Source organism: Paenibacillus sp. sgz302148, assembly GCF_056120465.1.
Map to the genome: position 1 here is coordinate 226,896 of NZ_JBVYOJ010000012.1, position 21,956 is coordinate 248,851.

The window sequence follows — 21,956 nt, forward strand, 5'->3', positions numbered from 1 at the left end:
GGATCCAAGGCTCGGATATTCGGCCAATGCAGCATATCATAGAACGGACTCAATATGTACGCCCTTTATGTAGGGCTTTTCTTTTTCGCGAGTAACCAAACATATATTCGTAATCGTAGGGGTGTTGTCATGCAAAATTATCCTTTGACGCCGTTGGAAGAATGGATCGAGCGGTTGTACCGGAACATCGGCATCAAGGAGCCGAATCAATTGACCATCACCGAGCTTGCGGCAAGGCTGAACATTTGGGTGTATTATCTCGAAATCGGAAGCCAGGTCATTGAACGCAACGGCATGTTCAGCATGAACATCGACAGCAGGCAAAGCCCCGAGAGACAGTGGGAGGATTTCCTGCACGAACTGTGCCACGTGCTTCGCCATGCGGGCAACCAGATGCAAATGCCGGCGGCCTACACGCAAATGCAGGAGCTGGAGGCAAATAACTTTCAGCTGTACGCGGCCATCCCGTATTCCATGCTCCGCAAGCTGGAACTGCCCCGGCAGCAGAGCGAAATCATCGATTTGCTGACGCAGGAGTTCAAAGTAACGCCGGACTTGGCCCGGCGAAGGCTTGAAGGGATTCAGCGGCGCGTTTTGCAGTGCATCGTATCGGAAGAGACGGCCAAGGTCGCCCGCAACAAGCGTAGGAAATTTGACCCAGCCAATTGGAGCGAGGAAACAAAATCGATTATGGAGAAGCTGTATCATCAGCTTCAAGCGAGGGGGAGCCGCAAGCGTGGCTAATTTGACGGTGCTGTACGATTTTTATGAAGATAGGATGAAGGCGGAAACGCTGGTGCTGTTCTGCCGAAGAGGGGAGCTCGATTGGAATCGTCGCATGCTCCGGCTTCCGCTGACGGCGCCTTTCCGCCCGATGTGCAGGGACGATTATATGGATGGATCGCTGCATGCTTCCGTGCTGCTGGAGGATTTGACGGTGTGCCGCGACCTGCCGCATACGATCGGAATCGATATAAGCTCGATGAAGCGTCGTTACGAAGAAACCGGGCTGGATCTTACCGATGTCTGCCGTTTGATGATCCGTATGGAGGACATCGAGGAGGTGCTGCAGGTGGAGCTTACGGATCGATTTGCCTGGAATGCGCCGAAACGAAATAAAACGATGATTCTGGAGCACTAGGCTTGATCGTTTACGTCTTTACAATAATTTTCAATTAAGCCTTTAAACCCCTTGCCGCATAACTTCATGCGCGTTAGAAATGCGAAAAAACTTTCCTTCTTCTGCTGAAGGAAAGTTTTTCATCCGTTCGTATTGTGCCCCCGATTCATGACCGATCCTACAAGCTTCGTTACGCGTGCAATGCCGACTTGATCACAAGAGACAACAGCTCTCTTGTCGAAGTTGTGTTCGTTTTCCGCTGAATGTTGGACATGTGCGTTTTCACCGTTTTTTCCGTCACGACTAATGCGTTGGCCAGCTCTTTGTTGCTGGAACCATACATCGTAAGATGCATGATCAATTCCAATTCTCTTGTTGTGAGATGAAATTCACGCGCCATCCGCATGCACGCCCCATTGATTTCATTTGTCTTTTGATCTGCGATCAATGTCCCACACCCCTGGCTGTCCAAAATTTCTCTCATAACGAAACGATTTGTCCGTTTGGTTACTTCCATTTTGCAGCATTGAGGTAATTTTTCCTATCACCTGCGTTTCCTATTTCCTCAGACTTTTTTCCGAGCACAAGTATAGGATATGCTTCCTATACAAGTTCTGAACCGACAGTTAATTTCTGTGTTTCGCGTAAAAGTCCCCAAAATACATTTTGGCCATCACCTGTGTCCGGTCACTGACGCCAAGCTTTTCGTATATTTTCGTCGAGTGGTTTTTCACCGTATGTACGCTGATGTGAAGCTTTGCGGCAATGTCCTGGTTGCTTAATCCGAGGATAATTAAATCGAATACTTCTCTCTCGCGAGGGGTGAGCGCACCGAGTTCAAGCGGCGGTTCGGACTGCATCGGTTCGACCGTCCACTTCAGGAGCGGAGACGGGCCTTCATCCGCCGCCGGTTCATTCTTTCCGACGAATTCGATGAATTGTCCGACCAATTGCTCATGTACGGGTCTATAGTCCTCAAGCGATTCGATCGTTTCATATTGAAGAACATAATGCGTGACGATACAAAAAATGAGGGTGATCATGTCATAGGAATTTGTTCCTAGTCCGGGGTTATCTTTGCTGTTCATCAGCTGCCTGGCACTGCCCAGCAATTGAGCCACCCGAGGCAAACGCAGCTTACGCTCGATGAAATCGTCGCTATATTTGAACAGCAGGCAGGCCATGCCAAGCTGCTCAATGTCCTCGGCGGGAAGGTCAAGCCGTCTTGCGAACTGAACGGCGAGTCCTTTGGCACGGGCCGCATAGACGAATTCGTCCCGATTGCGCTCCAGCACGATCTGATGCAGCATATCGACGCTTTCGATCGTTTGCGACAGCTGCAGCTCGTGCAAATATTGAATGCGCATTTCCCCGATTGAGGCAAGCGCGCTGAGGAAATGCCGGAATTCGGCGGCCTTCGCTTCTCCTCGCACGGCGACGCCAAGTACGGCAACGACCCTCTCCCGAACATTCATCGGAAACTCCATTATGGTGATTCCATCTTCCGTCATGTGCATATAAGGCTGCTGCGGAGATGAGGCGCGAGCCGTAGAGCCCTCGAATACTCTGGCGTTCACTTCTTCCACAAAATCATCCATTTCCTCTTCGGCGAGTCCCCGGTAGAAGGCTTGTGCGTCCTCGCCCGGTCGTTTGACGACCGCATAGGAGAAAACGGCGCTCGAGGAGTTGTAGGCGAAGTCGACGAGCGTGATGGCGATCCCGAGCAAGTCCTTCATATCCTTCATGACCTGGCAAACCTCAAGCAATGTAATCAAGCGAAACGATTGCTTCTGGCTCAGCTCATCCAGCTCGCTGACTCCGATGTGCGTTCCGCTCATCGTTGCGATCAGCTTACCGAATTCCACATACAACGGAGGCAAGCTTTCGGCTTCCGACAGTCCGAATAAAATTCCCGTCATCTTGTCCTTGAACTTAACGGGATAAACGACGACGGTTTTCGGAAACAAACCGAACTGGTTAAAGAAAGCCGACCGGGGATCATTGCCGACATGCTCCCAATATCCGATCTGTTCCGTTAGTCGAACCTGGCCGAGAAAACCTTCCCCCGCCATCACGAGCGAATCGACAAGCTGCTCATGCCCTTGCTTGCCGACGGTGTAGCGGATCACGAACGAATCCGATTTCGTCTGTATGGCAAGCCCCGCGATATCGAGTCCAACCGCCTCGGAGAACAAGGTCAATGAAGCAACAACATTTTCGTTCGATTTGCTTGAAGCCGAATGCTCGTTCAGAATGCCGAAGGCCGATACAAGCTTCCCTTCCAGCTTCTTCTCCATAATGACGGAAGCCGTGATTTCCGACAAATGGGCGATCTGATCCATTAAACTGCGTTTTTGCTCTTCCGTTGTGTCGGCAATCAACTCGGCGGCTTGCTCCCACCGATCAAATTCTTCAGACGGCATAGAGCTCTGAGCATTCCGTTTCATAAGCGGCCTTGTCCATTTTTCGATCACAACACCGGACCATATGTAATATTGCGGTTTGCCTTCAATCCAGATCGGCGACACAATATATTTCATCCCGAATCTGCCTTCGTACAACACCATTCTGGGGTATTCGCGAAGCTGCCCCAGCAGCTTCATCATGCTGTCATTGACGGCGTTCGCATCGAACAGAGCTTCCTTTAAGTCTCGATATCCCGAACGCTCCGTCACGCGGTTTCCATTCGAATCTGTCATTACAATGGCCAAGCCCAGAGCTTGCGAGTAAATATCCTGAAGCTTCTGAATTTGTTTCCATTGCAGTTTGTCCATGATCCTCATCCCATCTATGCAATATTCTCCGATAAACTGTCCTCCGGGCTGATGCAATTATTACTAGTATAAGCTTTTGTAGCGATGGCGGTCTAGTTGTTCACTTCGCGGACACAAAACGATATCGATTCGAACACACAAAAATGCCATATTTACGAAACGTGGCATTTCGTGAAATATGGCATGGATTGCAGGCCTATCACTATAATTTTAAATTCAACCAATCCAACTCAGTGCGGCTTAGCTGAATTTGCAGCGCTCGTACCGAGGACTCCAGCTCCTCCAGCTTCGCCGGGCCGATCAATGCGCCGATCGGAAACGGCTGGTTGACGACGTATGCCAGCGCGATGTCGATCGGCGTGCAGCCCTTTTCCTTGGCGAGCTGCCCGGCGCGCCGGTATCTTTCCCAGTTGGCGTCGCTGTAGTATACGCGTACCATGTCGTCGTTGTCAAGCTTATCCGGCGCATACAATCCGGTGAAGAAACCGCCCGCCTGGGAAGACCAGGACAGCAGCGGAAATTGATTGTGCTCGTGCCAGGCGCAAGCTTCGTCGTCGGCCGATACGCAGCCAGGCCACATCGGTTCGTTCGGCTTTGCGAGGCTCAGGTTCGGGCTGTTGAACGTAAATCCGACCAGTCCATGCGCCGACGCATACTCGTTTGCTTCCTGAATCCGCCGAAGCGTCCAGTTGGAAGCGCCTATCGCCTTCATGCGCCCTGCGGCAAGCTGCTCGTTTAATGCTTCCATAATCGGGCCGACGGGGACGGACGGGTCGTCGCGATGCAGCGCGTACAAATCGATATAATCGGTTTGCAGCATCTCCAGGCTTTTGAATAAATCGTCGCGAATCGCCTGCGGATTCACCCGCGGTCCGTTCTCGTCATGATGGGCTCCCTTCGTCAAAATGACGATCTGCTCCCGGTTGCCCCGCTCCTGCATCCACCGGCCGACCGTCTGCTCGCTGCCGCTGTAATGGCGCGCCATGTCCAGCGTATTGCCCCCGTTCTTCACGTAAGCGTCCAGCATGCCGCTCGCCCATTCGTAATTGTGCGGCTTATAATGGCCGGCACAGCCAAGAATCAGCTGCGTGCACGTTTTATCAAGCCCTTGAATCTTAATCCGTTTCATCGTACGCCTCCGTTCTGCAGCTGATCCGCCAATTGATTCAAGTAGTTCAAACTGATCTGCAGGCTGTCAAACGGATCGCCCGGGCAGTAGTCCTGCTCGACCGCGTACCATTCCACCCCATTCGCCTCGCCCCACTCAAGCAGCGGAGCAAACTCGATCGAGCCCGAGCCGATTTCCGCGAACGTCTGCCGTTCGTCGTTCGTCATATCCTTCAGGTGCATGATCGGCATCCGGTTCGGATATTGACTCATGAACGCAAGCGGATCTTGTCCGCCTTTCTTCACCCAATACGAATCGACCTCCGCGTAGATGCGGTTTCCGTCCGCGGGATCCAGCAAATATTCCAAGGCGAACTTGCCGTCCACCATCGTATGGAATTCAAAATCATGGTTGTGGAAGCCAACGCGGAGGCCTGCGCTTTCGGCGCGGCGAGCGACGTCGTTCAGCCGCTCCTTCACAAGACGATAGCCTTCCACCGTCTGCAGCTCGCCGGGCAAGGAGTTGCAGAACATCTCCGTCGCCTTGAACAAACGCGCCTCCGTAAGTACCTCGTCCAGATGGTTGTACATCCGGTCCAAGCTTACGTGCATGCCGGCCGTCTTCAAACCGGTTTCCTCAAGAACGGCGGCAATGTCAACCGCCGAATATCCGTGCAAGCCGTCGATTTGGACTGCGTTCCAGCCCATCGCTTTCAGCTTGCGCAGCACGGCCGGAAAATCGGCCTTTAGCTCCTTGCGGAGCGTAAACAGCTGGGCGGCGAATTTATGTTTCATGGTGTTCTCCTCCTATTGTCCTTTATTGCGCGCCGCGACCAAATCCGCCATCAGGCGTGCGCCGTAGCCGGTTGCGCCCGGCACGATATAGCCTCGGGTGGACGACGAATCCTTCAGCGAAGCCATATCGATATGAACCCACTTCAGGGAAGCATGAACGAATTTGCGCAAAAATAACGCCGCCGTCGTCGCTCCCGCTTCGCCGACATGGCTAATATTGCAGATGTCGGCATAATCGCTCTTAAGATGAGCTTCATATTCATCGACAAGCGGCAGCTCCCACACCCGCTCCCCGATCGGCTCGCCGACCGCGCGGACAGCGCGAACGAGATCGCCGTCACCCCAGATGCCGGCGTAGCGAGAGCCAAGCGCCGCATTGACCGAATAGGTCAGCGTTGCCGCGTCCACGACTTCCTTGGCGCCCAGCCAGTTCGCGCGAATCAACGCGTCGGCGAGCACGAGGCGGCCTTCGGAGTCGGTATTGCCGACCTGAACGGAAACGCCGTTCGGGTATTGCAGCACCTCGCCCGGCAGCAGCGCAGCGCCGTCCGGCATATTTTCCGCCGCCGGGATCAGGCCGATCACGTTCGCCCGTACGCCGCTTCTGGCAAGGATATCGAACGCGCCGACAACCGCCGCCGCTCCGGCCATATCCATCCGCATGTCGCTGATGTCGTGGTCGCGCTTGAGGCTGATGCCGCCCGTGTCGAACGTGATGCCTTTGCCGACAAGCGCGATCAGCGGAAGGCTGGCGTCCGTGCAATAATACAGCTCGAGCATGACGGGAGGGTGAACGCTGCCCCGGCCGACGGCCATGAGGCCGGTCATTTCGTGCCGTTCCAGCGCTTCGCCTTCGAACCGCTTGAACTCGACGCCCGTCCCGGCGAAATGCGCGGCTACCCGGTCAGCCAGGTCTTGCGGCCGCAGCCGGTTTGGCGGTTCGTTCGCCAGGTCCCGCGCAAGGATCGTGCCCTCGGCGCGAATTTGGCCGAGGCGGATCGCATCAAAGCAGCTTTCGCTGCCGAGGGACAGCGACTCGACGGGATTGACCGCCTGCGTCGCTTTGTAGCGGTCGAACGCATAGGTGCCGAGCATCCAGCCTTCCACCCAAGCGGTCACCGCATCAGACTCGTTCCAGCCTTCGGCCGATCGTTCCTGCGGCACGGCAAACGAGACATGAACCGTCGCCAGCTTTTCCTTGATGACGGCGCGACCGGCGATACCGGCCGCTTCGCGAATCCGTTCGATATGGAACTTCTCCGCTTTGCCGAGCCCAACAACAAGCGTATGGGACTGACCGCGCATACCGTAAAACCAAGTGACCGCCCCGGCGTCGCCGTAATGCTCCTTGAGCTCGTAGTCGGGTAACCCCGGCAACGTGGCCGTTTCGTTAAAAACAAGATGAACGACAACCTGAACGTCCCGGCGTTCGCCTGCTGCAAATTTCATTGTCACACCTCCGGCGATTCGTTTTATTTATTCAAATTCAACACAAACGTTCACGACTTGATTCGCTCCAACGGCAAACCGAACATGCGAGCCATCAACTGAAATGGAAGCATCGGACGCGTTCGCGCTCTTGCAGGTCTCCGATTCATTCGCTGCATCCAGTGCGTTTGCGGCATTTGCGGCATTTGCGGCATTTGAGGCATTTGCGACATTGGCAGCACTCGTTATAGCCACCCCGTCCTCTTCAACTGCGCGCTCCAGCACGTCGACGTAATACGCCCTCTTCACGGCGCGGAAGCTTGCGAGGCAAGCGGTCGTGTCCGCCCCGTCGGTTTCGTATACGCGGACGATGCATTTGCCGTTCGCACCGGCACCGGCACCGGCACCTGCACCGGCGCCAACGCCGGCAAGGACCTCCGGCATTTTCACCGCCGAAACGGCGACCGAGCCCTCTTCCAGACGCAGCAGGCTTTGCGCAAGCGGCCACTTCCCTTGGCGTGCCGCAACGGACACAAAGCTCAGCGGGTTGTTGTAAGCATACGCCGTCTCGATCAGCTTCCGTCGGTTCGCCGGGTCGACTAGCCCAACCGCCAGCTGGAAGCGGTACACGCCGTTCTCCGGATACGGGTCCGGACCGTGCGAGCCGCGAATCAGATTGACGATTAGCGCGTCGTCTGCACCACGGAAGCCGTATTTGTCGTCCGAGACGACCATGACGGCTTTACGGGACGCCGCCCCATCCTTAGGCAAAGCCAGCGCCCAGCTGTTGACAGGTACATCCTGCGCCATCGCCGGCCGTTCGATCGTGCCGAACGGAATATCGTAACGGTACGCGCCGCAGCCATACCCGACCGGCATATAAAATTGCAGCTGCGGAGCGAACGTATCGCTGCTGCCGATTTCATGCCAATCGCACTCTACGTTGTAATTGAGCGATGCGCTGTTCCGGTCCAACGAAACAATCACCTTAAGCTTCGAATGTCGGAACGAAACGGCATACGTCACCGATTGCCTGATCTTATCGCTGCCGAGCTCGCTTTTCTCGACCCGAATGCCTTCGGTGAGCGGCTCGATTTTGCCGTAACGGCCGACGAGCCAAGCATTGCCGCCTCCGCCGAACGTGTCTTCCTCGATCAACCGGAATATACCGGCTGGACGGCTGCCGTCGACCGCGTCGCGGCCCGATTCCTTGTCGACAAGCGACACGAGCGCCAGGCTCGACGGATCGAGCACAGCCCGAACCCGATCGTTCTCCAGCACGAACGCGTGCAGTTCATTCGGCGGCAAGTTCTCTCCGGCCAGCTTCCAGTCGGCTGCCGCAAGATTGCTCATATCGCCCGCTTTTTCCGTCATGACGTAGGTACTGTAGCCCATCGCGGGAACCCGCACCTGCAGCAATACCCTTAGGAAAAAATGCCCCCAATGCTCGGCAAAGCCGCGATCGATGAATTGGAAGTCGACCGGTGTTCCTTCGCCGTCCTGAAACGCCAAATTTCTCAAGTCGCCGTCCCAATCCCAGACGACGATCTCGAGCGCCTCTTCCCGGTCCGCATGCGCGCTGTTGAACACGTGGAAAATCCGCGTTTTCCCGCGCCCGCGATCGCTTTCGCCCGTTCGGAACAGATGCACGCCAACGCCGGCGCCCGCCCCTTCCGACATGCTCTCTCGCAGATCCTCGCCTTCCACGATGAATCGCGACGTATCGATCTGTGCCGCAAGCCGGCGGATGGCGTCGCTTTTTTTGCTGTTCGCCATCGCGACGATTTCCTGGAAGTAGCCGAGCGCATGATCGCGCGTTTCCGGCACGCAGCTGCCGGGAAGGATGTCATGAAACTGATTGAACAGCGTTTTGCGCCATGCTTCCGTTAATTCCTTTCCGAAATAGCGTGACCCGGTTGCAAGCGTGGACAAGCTGCCGAACCGTTCCGCCTCGCCGAGCAAATTTTCGGAGACGCGGTTCGCTTTTTTGATCCGGGCTTGGGACGTATAACATCCCGTAAAAATAAAGTTCAGCTCCCCGCTCACGACAGGCAGTTCGCCGGCCGTTTGCTCCGCAAGCGCAAAAAACTCATGGTACGTCCCGAAACGAATCGTCGGGAAAATCGGCCAATTCCGCATATCGAGCGCGCGCTCCAGATCGCGTCGAGTCGGTCCGCCGCCATGATCGCCGACGCCGTATACTTTCAGCATCGTCGTCATGTTCGTCTTGCTGCAAAATTCCGGTACCGTCATGACCATCGCTGGTTCGATGCGCGAATCGTACCAGTGCGGTTCCTTATAGGCAATGACGGAACGGCCGGAAGGCGACGTCCAGCGGAACAAATGATGCCCCTCGTTGTTGTGGCCGCGGCAGTAGTAGTAATATTTGATACCGGCCTGCTGCAGCAGCTCCGGCACGTTTGCGCTATGGCCGAACGTATCCGGCTCGAAATCAACCGCAAGCGCATCCGGCGCAAGACCGAACAGCTCGCCGAGATACGTTTTGGCGGTTAACACTTGCCGGGCCATGCTTTCGCCGTTCGGCATGTTTTTGTCCGCTTCCACCCACGTCGCCGCCGTTACTTCCCAGCGCCCTTCCGCAACCCGGCGCTTGATTTCCTCCAGCATCTCCGGATCATACTTTTCGACGATCTCATATGCGGCCGCCTGCGATTGCGAGAACAGAAAGTCCGGATACTCATCCAGCAAGTCGAGCATCGTGCGGAACGTATTGAGCGTAATGGACACCGTCTCGTCCCAGCCCCACAAAAAGTTCATGTCGATATGGGCATGCGACGCGCACAGCACCGTATATTTTTTCGCTTCGCCGGCCATATCGGCGAGCAGCCGCTCCGCCTGCAGGGCCGCTTCTTCGCCGATCGTACCGGATTGCTCAAGCGTATCCAGCAAAAAAGAAACGGCCGAATCGATCAAATCGTCGAACCGACCGCCCGCCACCAGGGAGACCCGGTTCGCATATTCCAATTCCGCCATTATTCGTTTGGCCCAATAGTTGTCCGGGCAAAGCCCTTTTAGTTTGGACAGCTTGGCATGCATCGCGTTCATTTTTACCGTCACCTACTTCCATTCTCCGAGCATATCCCGGTAAGTTTCCAAATAATCTTGCGCCAGCTGTTTGGCAAGCGAATACGACTGCACGAGCGGATGCGCCATCAGCGCCTCGACCGCGAGTTCCTTCGAACGATGCCGCACGGCTTCCACCGTCAAGCGTTCAAACCGCTTCACGCTTTTCATGAGCAAATGCATCGCCTCCGGCACTTCGCCGATTTGCACAGGCTTTGCCCCGTCAGCCGTAATTTCGCAAGAAACCTCAACGACGTCGTCGTCCGCAAAACCTGCGATGCTGCCCGCATTCGGGACCGACAGCACGATATTGTTCTGTTCGCCGGTTTGCAGCGAATCGACAAAATCGAGCATGACGCCCGCATAGCCCAGCGAATTGGGCAGCTGCAGCTGTTCTGCCGGAGGCAGCGGCTTCGCCTGCGAATTCGTTTCGATCGCCATGTAGGACGCCTCGCGTTTTTGCGTGTAGTACAAATAAATTTGAATCGCCTTGTCGGGATTCGCTTCGATATCCAAACCGCGCAGCTCGTTCAGCATCGCCTTGTTGTTCTCCGCGATCATCTTGCCGCGCGTGCTGCCCGCATTCATAATGTTGGCCAACGATTTCTCGCGATGGTAATAATAGTACAAATATTCGTTCGGCAAATAAGGAAGCGATCGAAGCAAGCCGGGATCGAACATCCGGAACTCATCGACCCGGTTCGTAAACGAAACGTCATTTTTCAACGTTGTCAGCAGGTCCTCGCCTTGATAAATCACCTTGCGGATCCAAGACAAATGGTTCAAGCCGAAAAATTCGACGTACAGCTCCTTCGGATCAATTCCCATCGCCTCGGCCATGCGCAGCTTCGTATGGCTCGGCGTATCGCAAATGCCGATCACCCGGTCATAACCCGCGTTCCGCAGCGCTTGCGTAACTAGGCCGGACGGATTGGAAAAATTGAAGATCCATGCGTTCGGCGCAAGCTCCTGAGCGAGCTTGCAGTAGTCGAGGAGCACCGGAATCGTGCGGATCGCCATCGAAAATCCGGCCGGGCCGGTCGTTTCCTGCCCGATGACGCCGTATTTCAAGGCGATCCCTTCGTCCGTATGACGCGACGCCTCTTTGCCCGCACGTATCGTCGTCACGATATAATCGGCTCCGCGCAGCGCTTCCCGAATGTCGGTCGTCACGTCCAACTGCAAGTCGATGCCGCTCCGGTCAATTACGATCCGGCAAAGCCGGCTGATGAGACGGAGCTGCTCCTCGTCGGTATCGTGCAGCGTCAGCCGAGTGATTCCGGACTGCTCCGCCTTCAGCGTCAAGCTCTTCGTGAACAACACGGCGCGCACGCCGCCGCCGCCGATCAATGCGAGCTTCATATTGCTTCCTCCCACAGCTCCGTTGTTTTGCCGACTTGCTCCGCGATGAAGCGCTCCAGCTCGACAAGATCGGTCACGCCCGTGCTGCCGCCATACGATTGAACCGAAAAGGCGCCGCAAGCGTTGCCGTACAGCAAGCACTCTCCGACATCCCGTCCGGTCAGATACCCGTACATATATCCCGCGTTAAACGAATCGCCCGCACCGGTCGTATCGACCGATTCCACCGAAAAGCCCGAACGGTATGTTAGTTTGCCGTCCTTGCTGGCAACCGCTCCTTGAGAACCTAGCTTCACGACGACCTGCTTGCCGTAACGCGCCAGCTTCTCGATGCTCTCGCGGATTGTGGCGCAGCGCGTATAATGAAGCGCTTCGGTTTCGTTCATGAAGAAGACGTCGATATGCCGGGCAAGCTCGAATATCCCTTCATACCATTCTCCGGTGTCGTCCCAGCCGACGTCGCACGATAATGTGACGCCCATCTCCTTAAGCGAAGTGACCAGGTTCATATATTCCGGGTGATTTTGGCTGCCTTTATAACCGGTCAAATGGACGTGCCGCCCTAATGCGACGCAGTCCATATTCAAAGTGCCTAAATTAAGCTCGCTGTTCGAACCGGCATACGAAATAAACGAGCGGTCCTTCTCCGGATTGATGGCGATCGAAATGCCCGTATTGTTCACGGTGCTCGTTGCGATATAGGATGTATCGATCCCGTAATGGGCGAATTGCTCTTTTACAAAAGCGCCGTAATAGTCGTTGCCCAAAACGCCGTTAAAAGCAAGCTTCAAGCCGAGCTTGGCAAGATTCAGCGCGAACAGAGCGGCACCGCCTCCGACATGCACTTGCATTTGCTCGACGAAAATTTCTTGTCCCGGCAGCGGCATGCCGCTTGCACCGACAACGACCAGGTCAATATTGGCATCGCCGATGACAACCGCATCGTATGTTTTCAATTCCTTCCCTCCTGCCGTATCGTTTCTTTCTGGTATCGATACCATATCTTGAAATGAAAGAAGACAACTACAGACTAACTCCATCGTCTGCAGCTGTCCCGTTCCGCAATCCGGTGCTGCAAAATAATATCCTCATTCACTTGATCCCCATCTTCAATCAAGGCGAGAAGCGACTCGACGGTCACTTGTCCCATCTCATGAATCGGTTGTTCCATCGAGGTCAGCCGCGGCCTGACCAACTCGGTCAGCGAGCTTCCGTCGAAGCCGATCATCGAAATATCGTCCGGCACGGACAGCTTGTTGTCGGCGATGCAGTTCATCGCGCCAAGCGCCATGTCGTCGCTCACCGCGAAGACGGCGGTCGGCGGAGGATCGCATAGAAGCAGCTCCTGCATCATGGCGTATCCGCTGTTGATTTTATAATCGCCGAACTTGACGTATTCATATATCATTTTCAACCGGTGATCGGTTAACGCATTGCGATATCCTGCGTAGCGGTTTTGCCCGGATGTAATGTCTCTCATATCGCCGCCGATAAATCCGACCCGTTCGTGACCGAGCTCGATCAAATACGTTGTCGCATCATACGCCGCCTTGTAATCGTCGACGATGACCGACAAATATTTCTGATCCGCCGGTTTCACGCTCGAAAATATTACCGGTATATTCAGCTTGTTCAGTAGGCTGCGAATGTCGTCCGTCACCTTCTCGTGCATAATGATGATGCCGTCGACGCGCATTTCGTGAAACACGTTCAAATAACGCAGCTCTTTATCCGTATCTTCGACAATGTTACAGACGAGCAAGCTGTAGCCATTGGCGCTTGCCGTTTCTTCAATGCTGCTTAATATCGTGGAATAAAAGCTGGACGTTAAGTCCGGTACGATGACGCCAAGCAGGTTCGTCTTCTGACGTACGAGACTGCGGGCGATATGGCTAGGCGCGTAACCGAGCTCGTCGATCGCGCCGATTACTTTTTGCTTTAACGCTTCGCTAACGTACTTCTCCTGATTCAAAACCCGGGATACGGTCGTTACGGAAACGCCGGCCCTGCGGGCAACGTCTTTGATTTTTACCGCCATAAACGTTCACGGCTTCCTTCGCTTCGATTTTATTCAACGAACAGAGGCTGGGAAAATGCGCCAAAGCCGCCTTCCAAATAAACCGCCACTCTTACGTAACCTTCATCGCCCTTGCATTCGTAGGCTGCGCTTGCGAACCGCCCCGAAGTTTCGGCCAGTACTTCGCCGTTTTTGCCGATAAAGGAAACAAATTTGTACATCCGGTCCAACCGTTCGCTCGACTGCAGCTTGACTTCAATTCGATGGCCTTCCGTGCGGATCGATTCGAATCCATAACCTGTCGATACGTAGAAGCTTCCTGCTTTGATTGCGTCCAAAATGCTTTCATTCGTATTCTGGTCGGCCAGCACCATATTCCAGGTCCGTTTCTCCTGCCCGTACACGTGGAAATCGTCGCCGCCGAAGCCCCACACCTTGCGTCCCGCCGATAATAAAGCATCCCATTTGTCGAACGCGATGTCGTATTCCGGATTGCCGTCGCCGTTAACGACCTCGATGCCGGTATAACCGCTCATGGCAAGCATGTCTTCGACCGGCCAATATTGCGAGAAATATCGGTTTGGATGAACGAGAACACTGATGCCGCCGTTTGCAATGCAAGTATCGGAGAAACGGGTGTACGCCTCGACCGAAAAAGCGTTCGAAAAATTGTCCATGATCGACCTAGGCGGACTGACCAGCAGCATGTGCCGCTCCGGACTGCTCACTTCCATCGCCTCGAACACGGTCGGGATCGTCCGTTTGCCTTCGTGCGTCGTAATGAAGTCATGGTCGGAAATGCCGAGAAAGTCGTATTGCCCGTACATTCTGTACACGATATCGAGCGGTTGCGTGCCGCAAGCGCTGTTCGTCGTATGATTGTGAAAGCTGCCCCGCAGCCATGTACCTTGCTTGTCGTAAGGATTCGCGATTTGTGCCATCTGCTTGTTCAACCGCCCTTCGCTATTCTTTGATCGAACCGATCATGACGCCTTTGGCAAAATATTTCTGGATAAACGGATACACGAGAATGATCGGCGTCACGACAATGATAATCGTCGCCATCTTGAGGGAGTTTCCGGTTACCTGGATTTTATCGAGCATATCGTATTGCTTCGTCCCCGCAGCCTGCTCGAGCGTCTTGCGAAGCGCATCCGCGCGGGTCAGCATTTCCTGCAGCAACGTCGATAACGGCCTCAGCTTGGCATCGCGAACGTAGAACGCTCCCGTAAACCAGTCGTTCCAGTGTCCCACCGCGTTAAACAACGCGATAACGGCGACAACCGGCCTGCTGAGCGGCATAATGATCCGCAGGAAGATCGACAAATCGTTATAGCCGTCAATCCGCGCCGATTCCTCCAAACTGGCGCTGATTTGCGAGAAGAACGTCCGCATGATGATGATGTTCCAGGCGCTGTATAATCCCGGGATGACGTAAACCCAGATGGTGTTGATGAGGTTCAAGTCTTTCAGCAGCATGTAATACGGAATGATGCCCCCGCCGAACAACATCGTGAAGAAGATGAGCATCGTAAAAAACTTCACGCCGGGCAGCGTCTTGCTCTTTAAAGCATAAGCCGCCGCAGCCGTCAGGAACACGCTTGCCAACGTCCCGAGAACGGTCCGGAACAACGAAATCCAAAAGGCGTTCAAAATATTCGATGATGAAAATACTTCCTTATAGTTGTCAAGCGACCATTCTCTCGGCCAAAAATAAATGCCGCCTCGTTCCGCGTCTTTGCCGGCGTTGAAGGAAAGCGCCAAAATGTTCAAGAACGGAAGAATGATCGATAGACAGAGGAGAATGATCAAGATATAAATCACGATCTTGAACAATTTTTCGCCTGTGGAAGTTTTGTAAAATTCCATTTTTCTTGTCCTCCTCAAAGTTTTGCAAAGCAAAACTTCTTCGTAAGCCTATGCTAAGTTTTGTGAAGCAAAACTTCTTCGTAAGCATATGCTAAGGTTTGTGAAGCAAAACTACATCGGAAGCATTTGCTAAGGTTTGTGAAACAAAGCTACTTCGGAAGCATATGCTACGTTTTGAATCTGCAAAACTGCTCGACGGAACATAGCTACAGTTTTGCAGAAGCAAAACCACATAGAAAGCTTTGATTTATATAAGGGTCGGCTTCAACGGAGAATCCGATGAAACCGACACCTTGCAACTTCATTGCTTGTTACAGATCGACTTTCGTTTTTGGATCGGCGTCTTTTTTCTCGAGCAGCTGCTCGTATTCCGTAAGGCCGCTTGCTTTCAATTGTTCAAGCGCCGCATCGAGAATTTTCTTCGCTTCATCCAGGCTTTTTGCATAGTACGCGCGGATCATGCTGTCCTCATAGTTGTCGAGCGCAGTTTTCAGCTCTTCGCTCTTCTCGAATTCGCCGAGGAATGCCGTCGGAGAATACGTATCCGAGATTTTTGCGTTTTTCCGCTTTTCGTCCCAGCCCCAGTATTCGGCGATTTTGAGAGGAGCTACATTCGCTTCCGGATGTACGGCATCGCCGTATTCCGCTTCGCCGAAATCGGCTGTGCGATCGAGATCGGTACCGCCCAGCAATTCGCCCCAGGAGTTGCCGACGCCGGCAAAACCAAGCGCTTTGGCCGCTTTTGGATCTTTGTCCTTCAGATCAAGAACTTCTTGCTTCACAAGCGGATTGCCTTTGGCATCAAGCGTGTAGTCTCTGCCTTCGATGCCGTATTGCCACAGAAGCTTGCCTTCGCGGCTTGCAAGGAAGTCCGCGAATTTAACGATTTCTTCCGGATTTTTCGTTGTGGACGGAATCGCCCACGCGGAGTATCCGCTCTTGAAGCTCAGTTTCATTTGGTATGGCTTATCGCCTTCGTTGAGCGGGCCGATCGGCAAATAGTGCATGTCTTTGTTGAAATCTTGGTAGTTGTGCATATCGGCAACGATACCGAAGGAACCGTTCAGAATGCCTTCCGTCGCGCGATTTTCTTCCATCGTGTAGTACTCAGGGTTCATCAGCTTCTCTTTCATCAGCTTTTGAACGTATTCGATGCGTTTCATCGGATATTCCGTTTCGCTCTCGTGAACGATTTTGCCTTCGCTGTTGCGGTGGAAGCCGCCGGTTCCGCCAAACATCAAATCGCTGTCAAATTGAGCTACGTCTTTACCGCCCCAGAATCTTGGGCCGATGACGGAAATTTCTTTGCCGTTGTTGTCTTTGAAGTGGCCGTCCGCGACTTTTTTGGCCAGTTCGTACATTTGCTCGGACGTTGTGATTGTTCTTGGATCAACGTTCAACTTCTCGGCGATATCTTTGCGGATATGCGGACCGCCTACCCATTTTCTTGTGTCATAACCGCCTTCTCTTGGGACGTTCATATGAACGAAATAGGACGACCCGTTAAATTCAGGGCGGAACATGACGCCATATTGCGTATCAAGCGGCAAATAGCCGTCTTGCAAATATTTGCTATATACTTTTGTTTCTTTAAGCAGCGGAGTCAAATCGGTGAACATGCCCTCGCGAGCCGCTTTCAGAACGACCGGCATTTCCGGACGGCCGCTATTGTTCAAATAAAAGGTAATGAAGTCCGGCAAGTCGCCCGAAGCAAGTCCTGCAATCAAACCGTCGATCGAATGCTCGGCAGGCATGATGTTCACTTCATAGTCGATTCCTGTTTTTTCTTTAATTTGTTTCAGGATTTCAGGATTCATCTCTTCCGTATAATCGTCGGCGCCCATAAAGATCAAGCCTTTGATCTTACGGTCGGCAATCCAAGTTGCCGGCTTGCCATCGTTGCTGTTGTCCTTTGGCGTTTCCTGGGTCGTTCCCTTGGACGTATCCGCAGGCTTCGGTTCTTCCTTGGAAGAACATCCGGCAAATACGAGCGTTGCGATGAGCGGAGTTGCCAGCAGTTTTGCCCACTTTTTGTTTCCTAACATGTGTTCACCTTTCCCTCTTTTATATTTTTTTATATGGAAAAACGCCATATGACGTCTTCCGACAAAAGGAGAAATGCTTGTGATCGGTTACCGGAAATCTTCGGTTACCACAACGAAGTCTCAGAAACTTTCCGCGAAATGCGGTTGGCGATGACGACAAGAACTAAGCCGATGACGCCTTGCATCATGCCGACGGCGGTAGCGTAACCGTATTGACCGCCCTGCAAGCCGACGCGAATGACGTACGTATCTAAAATATCCGCTAACTGCATATTGCCAGGCATTCTGAGCAAGTAGATCTGATCGAATCCGGCCGACAAGATGCTGCCGAGCGATAGAATAAACAAGATGACAATGGTCGGCGTAATGGACGGAAGCGTGATATGCCATATTTCCTTCCATTTGCTTGCTCCATCGATTTTGGCCGCTTCGTACATGTCCTGATTGATTCCGGCAATAGCCGCCAAATAGATGATGGAATCCCAGCCGATCGATTTCCAGATATGGCTGCCGAACATGATTTGATAGAAATAATTCGCATCGTTCATGTAAAAGATGCTGCCGTCTCCGCCGAAGTAGTCGATCGCTTCGTTCAGCAAACCTGTATTTGGCGCAAGCACGCGCTGCACGAGCCCGATGACGACGACCCAAGAAAGAAAGTGGGGCAAATATGAAATGCTCTGGGCGATGTTCTTGAACCACTTGTTCTTAATCTCGTTGAACATCAACGCGAGCAGGATCGGGAACGGCAATCCGAGGAACAGCTTCATGCAGCTAATAATGAGCGTATTCCGAATGAGCTGGCCGCTTTGGTAATCGTTGAAAAACTTCTCGAAATATTTTAAACCGACCCAAGGGCTCCCTAATATTCCGGCATTGAACTTGTATTCCTTGAATGCGAGCAGCAAGCCGCCCATCGGAATGTAAGAGAAGATGATGAACGACACGATACACGGCAAGAGCATGAGATATAAATATTTGTGCAGCAATATTTTTTTCCATAGCTTCGAAAATCGCTGCCCCCGGTTTAGCGCCGGCTGGGATGTTTGTAGATTGGCCTGCAATGACGGGCACTCCCTTCTTAAATGAAATGGCTATCGAGCGGAACAGCTTCTTTAATGCGATGCGGCGAACAGGCTATGCGATACGGATCGGGTTATAGGATACGGCGATATGGCGAAAGGTTATGGTACCGTTTCCATATTGGACAAAAGTTCAATCACCGAAAGCCGTTTGCGGCGAATTGCGATGATGTGGAACCGTTACCATATCGACGAAAACAAACCCTTTTCTCGCTTGCATTAGCGTATCCCTCACGTTTTTTGCCTTAAACCGCACTTCCGCTGCGAAGCTGCGTTAACGTGCCGACAGCTCTTGTCGTAATTTCGTCGACGCCCATATCGGCAAACTGCCGCTGCCATGCGGGATCGTTGACGGTATATACCCAAACCGCCAACCCTCTGGCGTGTGCACGATCGACGATTTCGGGTCGACACGTCCGGAAATCCATGTTCAGACCGTACGCACCGGAGTCTTGCGCCAGCTCGCATTGCCGGTCGGCCCATGCCTCGTAATCGAACCATTCGGCTTCCGACAATTCGTCCGGCGTATTGTAGACGACCCGAATTCCGTCATATCGTCCGGCAATGCCTTCCGAGCAGCCTGTGATGAAAACGATACCAGATGCATCGATCGCCCGAACAAGTTCAATCGTCGGTACGACAGCGTCCCCGGATTTGATGTCCAAGTTCAGCTGAACCCCGTGCTCCTGAGCCAGCCTTAGAACCTGCTCCAGCGTGGCGATTTCATGATCGGCATAAATCTCGTCGACTTTGATGCGGTTTGCCGGCTCGTTCAATTGCTCGTAGGACCATTCGCGCAAATACGGCGTATCATCATGCAGCAGAACGACCGTGCCGTCGCGAGTTACCCGAAGATCAACCTCAACGACGTCTGCGCCCGATTCGATGCCCTCCATAAACGAAGCTAGCGTGTTATCCGGAGCCTGACCGCTGCCGGTATGCGCTCCGATGAGCGGGAACGTTGGATGAACCATATCGTTTTGCTCCTGTTCTAAAAAATGATAACCTTCAGTAAAGCGCTTTCTTTTCTTTGCTGGTATTATAGTATGATCGAGTGTTTAAGGCAATACTTGATTTTGTTTAAAAATTATTATCCGATCGCCTTAGTCCGCTAAGCCGAAAATTGGAATTGTTTGTCGTGGCAGGATATGTCAGACTCTGCAGCGGACAAGACGATCGGAATTGGTAACCTATGTTTATTCAGACAATGCTAACCTCATGTCGTTTACAAAATGCAAACAAAGGGTAAGCGCTTAACTGCTTAATCTAATATTACACGGTATTTGCGGAATTAGCAACAGGTTTTACGTTAATCTTTTGTAAAAATCACAACATCGTTCAAAACCGGGCAACAACCATCTTTTTGCGCGTATAGAACTCGACGCCGTCACGTCCGTTCGCATGCAAATCGCCGTAAAACGAGTTTTTGTAGCCGGAAAACGGGAAAAACGCCATCGGTGCCGGAACGCCGACATTGACGCCTAACATGCCCGCATCCATGCCCTCGCGGAATTGGCGGACCGCTTTTGCGCTGTCCGTATAAATGCAAGCACCGTTGGCGAAGTCGGAACGATTGGCGAGTGCAATCGCTTCGTCCAAGCTGTCGACCCGCGCAACCGATAGAACCGGAGCGAAAATTTCATCGCGCCAGATGGACATTCCGTGCTGCACCTCGTCGAAGATAGACGGACCGATGAAGTAACCGTCTCCTGCCGCTTCCGGCACGCTGCGGCCGTCAAGCACAAGCTTCGCGCCTTCCGTACAGCCTTGCTCGATATAACCCACGGTCCGGTCCTTGTGCGACTGGCGAATAACCGGTCCGAGGAAGACGCCTTCGTTCATGCCGTTGCCGATTTGGATTTCCTTGCCCGCCTGAACTAGCCGCTCGATCAGCCGATCCGCGATATCGCCTACGGCAACAACGACGGAAGCCGCCATGCAGCGCTCGCCCGCCGATCCGAATGCGGCGTTGACGATTTCTTTTACCGTGAGGTTCAGGTCTGCGTCCGGCATGACGATGGAATGGTTTTTGGCGCCGCCTAATGCTTGAACGCGTTTGCCTTGCGCCGCTGCGGTCGTGTAGACATACTTGGCGACAGGCTGCGAGCCGACGAACGATACGGCGGCAATGTCGGGATGCGTCAGCAGGCCGTTGACAACGTCATGCGCGCCGTGGACGATGTTGAGCACGCCTTCGGGAAAACCCGCTTCGGCGAACAGCTCGGCCAGCCGATTGGCCAGCAAAGGTGTCCGTTCCGACGGCTTCAGCACGAACGTGTTGCCGCAGGCGATCGCGAGCGGGAACATCCAGCATGGCACCATCATCGGGAAGTTGAACGGCGTAATGCCGGCAACGACGCCAATTGGATAGCGGTACATGCCGGATTCAAGGCCTGTCGCGATATCGGGCAGCATGCTGCCCATCATGAGCGTAGGCGCGCCCGCCGCGAACTCGACGCATTCGATGCCGCGCTGTACTTCGCCGTAGGCTTCGCCATAGCTTTTGCCGTTCTCTTGGGTGATGAGCTGAGCCAGCTCCGACCAATGCTCCACGAGCAGCTGCTGGTATTTGAACATATATCTCGCGCGGCGGGGAACCGGCGTTTTTGCCCATGTCTGCGACGCTTCCTTGGCCGCTTTTACGGCGCGGTCGACATCCTCCTGCGTAGACAGCGGCACGTATGCCAACGCTTCGCCGGTCGCAGGATTCGGAACCGCCTCTTTGCGTTCCGTAGCCGCGGCCACCCAAGCTCCGCCGATATAATTGTGTAATGTATTCATCGTAGCACCTCCAAAGCGGAATAAATAACTAGTTATGATAGCTCTTGAAGTTGAACGCGTGAATTCTGCGCCCGAAAAAATACCCTTGCCCACTTTATCCATACCTGCCTAGACGCAGCCCAACGATAGATGACGGGAATGCGACGCCCTCGACGTCCTTCCTTCCGCAGGAAAAGATGCAAAGGAGGAGTCGTTTGGTCCCTCGAATCTTCGTTTCGGCATCTGGACGCCTCGACGTCCTTTCCTCTCGCAGGAAATATGCAAAGGAGGAGTCGTTTGGTCCCTCGAATCTTCGTTTCGGCATCCCGACGCCTCGACGTCCTTTCCTTCCGTAGGAAAAGATGCAAAAGTACAGTTATTCCTGCGTAGAACGGTTCATTTCAGGTCAAGTCCAATATTGTGTGTAAAATCCTCGTTTAGGATTACACAGGTACTTTTGGATTTTGGGTCTTTCGCCAATCGTAGTACTCTTTCATATCGAGATACTTCTTG

17 protein-coding genes are annotated in these 21,956 nt (G+C 53.5%); 2 read left to right on the plus strand and 15 right to left on the minus strand.

Annotation, left to right across the window (positions count from 1 at the left end):
• The first annotated feature begins 129 nt into the window (after window positions 1–129).
• Window positions 130–744, plus strand: coding sequence for an ImmA/IrrE family metallo-endopeptidase (locus AC0LWM_RS19275; RefSeq protein ID WP_474676612.1), 615 nt, complete (start codon window positions 130–132; stop codon window positions 742–744).
• A complete protein-coding gene (locus AC0LWM_RS19280; protein WP_474676613.1) occupies window positions 737–1,141 on the plus strand; it encodes a hypothetical protein in 405 nt (134 codons plus the stop codon). Before AC0LWM_RS19275 ends, AC0LWM_RS19280 begins: the two co-directional genes overlap by 8 nt.
• A 169-nt stretch (window positions 1,142–1,310) precedes the next feature.
• Here the strand turns inward: AC0LWM_RS19280 and AC0LWM_RS19285 are convergent, their stop codons facing one another.
• The 15 genes from AC0LWM_RS19285 to AC0LWM_RS19355 all read right to left on the minus strand — a co-directional run bounded on the left by AC0LWM_RS19285 (window position 1,311) and on the right by AC0LWM_RS19355 (window position 21,464).
• A complete protein-coding gene (locus AC0LWM_RS19285; RefSeq protein WP_474676614.1) occupies window positions 1,311–1,568 on the minus strand; it encodes a response regulator transcription factor in 258 nt (85 codons plus the stop codon).
• 178 nt (window positions 1,569–1,746) lie between these two features.
• Window positions 1,747–3,894: a LuxR C-terminal-related transcriptional regulator gene (locus AC0LWM_RS19290; RefSeq protein WP_474676615.1), complete on the minus strand. Its 2,148-nt coding sequence runs from the start codon at window positions 3,892–3,894 to the stop codon at window positions 1,747–1,749.
• Window positions 3,895–4,096: 202 nt separating this feature from the next.
• Window positions 4,097–5,023 carry an aldo/keto reductase gene (locus tag AC0LWM_RS19295; RefSeq protein ID WP_474676616.1) on the minus strand — a complete coding sequence of 309 codons (927 nt, stop codon included), beginning with the start codon at window positions 5,021–5,023 and terminating at the stop codon, window positions 4,097–4,099.
• A complete protein-coding gene (locus AC0LWM_RS19300) occupies window positions 5,020–5,796 on the minus strand; it encodes a sugar phosphate isomerase/epimerase family protein (protein ID WP_474676617.1) in 777 nt (258 codons plus the stop codon). Before AC0LWM_RS19300 ends, AC0LWM_RS19295 begins: the two co-directional genes overlap by 4 nt.
• A gap of 12 nt (window positions 5,797–5,808) precedes the next feature.
• The gene (locus AC0LWM_RS19305) at window positions 5,809–7,245 is read right to left on the minus strand and encodes a leucyl aminopeptidase family protein (RefSeq protein ID WP_474676618.1); all 1,437 of its coding nucleotides are present in this window, start codon (window positions 7,243–7,245) and stop codon (window positions 5,809–5,811) included.
• A 27-nt stretch (window positions 7,246–7,272) separates the two neighbouring features.
• Window positions 7,273–10,290, minus strand: a complete 3,018-nt coding sequence (locus AC0LWM_RS19310) for an alpha-mannosidase (protein ID WP_474676619.1) — start codon at window positions 10,288–10,290, stop codon at window positions 7,273–7,275.
• A gap of 12 nt (window positions 10,291–10,302) precedes the next feature.
• Window positions 10,303–11,670: a family 4 glycosyl hydrolase gene (locus tag AC0LWM_RS19315; protein WP_474676620.1), complete on the minus strand. Its 1,368-nt coding sequence runs from the start codon at window positions 11,668–11,670 to the stop codon at window positions 10,303–10,305.
• A complete protein-coding gene (locus AC0LWM_RS19320; protein WP_474676621.1) occupies window positions 11,667–12,626 on the minus strand; it encodes a carbohydrate kinase family protein in 960 nt (319 codons plus the stop codon). The genes AC0LWM_RS19315 and AC0LWM_RS19320 overlap by 4 nt, the downstream gene beginning before the upstream one ends.
• 74 nt (window positions 12,627–12,700) lie before the next feature.
• On the minus strand, window positions 12,701–13,708 hold the full coding sequence (locus AC0LWM_RS19325) for a LacI family DNA-binding transcriptional regulator (protein WP_474676622.1): 1,008 nt from the start codon (window positions 13,706–13,708) through the stop codon (window positions 12,701–12,703).
• A gap of 29 nt (window positions 13,709–13,737) precedes the next feature.
• The gene (locus tag AC0LWM_RS19330) at window positions 13,738–14,628 is read right to left on the minus strand and encodes a CehA/McbA family metallohydrolase domain-containing protein (RefSeq protein WP_474676623.1); all 891 of its coding nucleotides are present in this window, start codon (window positions 14,626–14,628) and stop codon (window positions 13,738–13,740) included.
• Window positions 14,629–14,650: 22 nt separating this feature from the next.
• The gene (locus AC0LWM_RS19335; protein ID WP_474676624.1) at window positions 14,651–15,556 is read right to left on the minus strand and encodes a carbohydrate ABC transporter permease; all 906 of its coding nucleotides are present in this window, start codon (window positions 15,554–15,556) and stop codon (window positions 14,651–14,653) included.
• Window positions 15,557–15,867: 311 nt separating this feature from the next.
• Window positions 15,868–17,601 carry an extracellular solute-binding protein gene (locus AC0LWM_RS19340; RefSeq protein WP_474676625.1) on the minus strand — a complete coding sequence of 578 codons (1,734 nt, stop codon included), beginning with the start codon at window positions 17,599–17,601 and terminating at the stop codon, window positions 15,868–15,870.
• A gap of 104 nt (window positions 17,602–17,705) precedes the next feature.
• The gene (locus AC0LWM_RS19345) at window positions 17,706–18,665 is read right to left on the minus strand and encodes an ABC transporter permease (RefSeq protein WP_474676626.1); all 960 of its coding nucleotides are present in this window, start codon (window positions 18,663–18,665) and stop codon (window positions 17,706–17,708) included.
• 263 nt (window positions 18,666–18,928) lie between these two features.
• A complete protein-coding gene (locus AC0LWM_RS19350; RefSeq protein ID WP_474676627.1) occupies window positions 18,929–19,657 on the minus strand; it encodes a glycerophosphodiester phosphodiesterase in 729 nt (242 codons plus the stop codon).
• A 364-nt stretch (window positions 19,658–20,021) separates the two neighbouring features.
• Window positions 20,022–21,464: a CoA-acylating methylmalonate-semialdehyde dehydrogenase gene (locus AC0LWM_RS19355; protein WP_474676628.1), complete on the minus strand. Its 1,443-nt coding sequence runs from the start codon at window positions 21,462–21,464 to the stop codon at window positions 20,022–20,024.
• Window positions 21,465–21,956 lie beyond the last annotated feature (492 nt).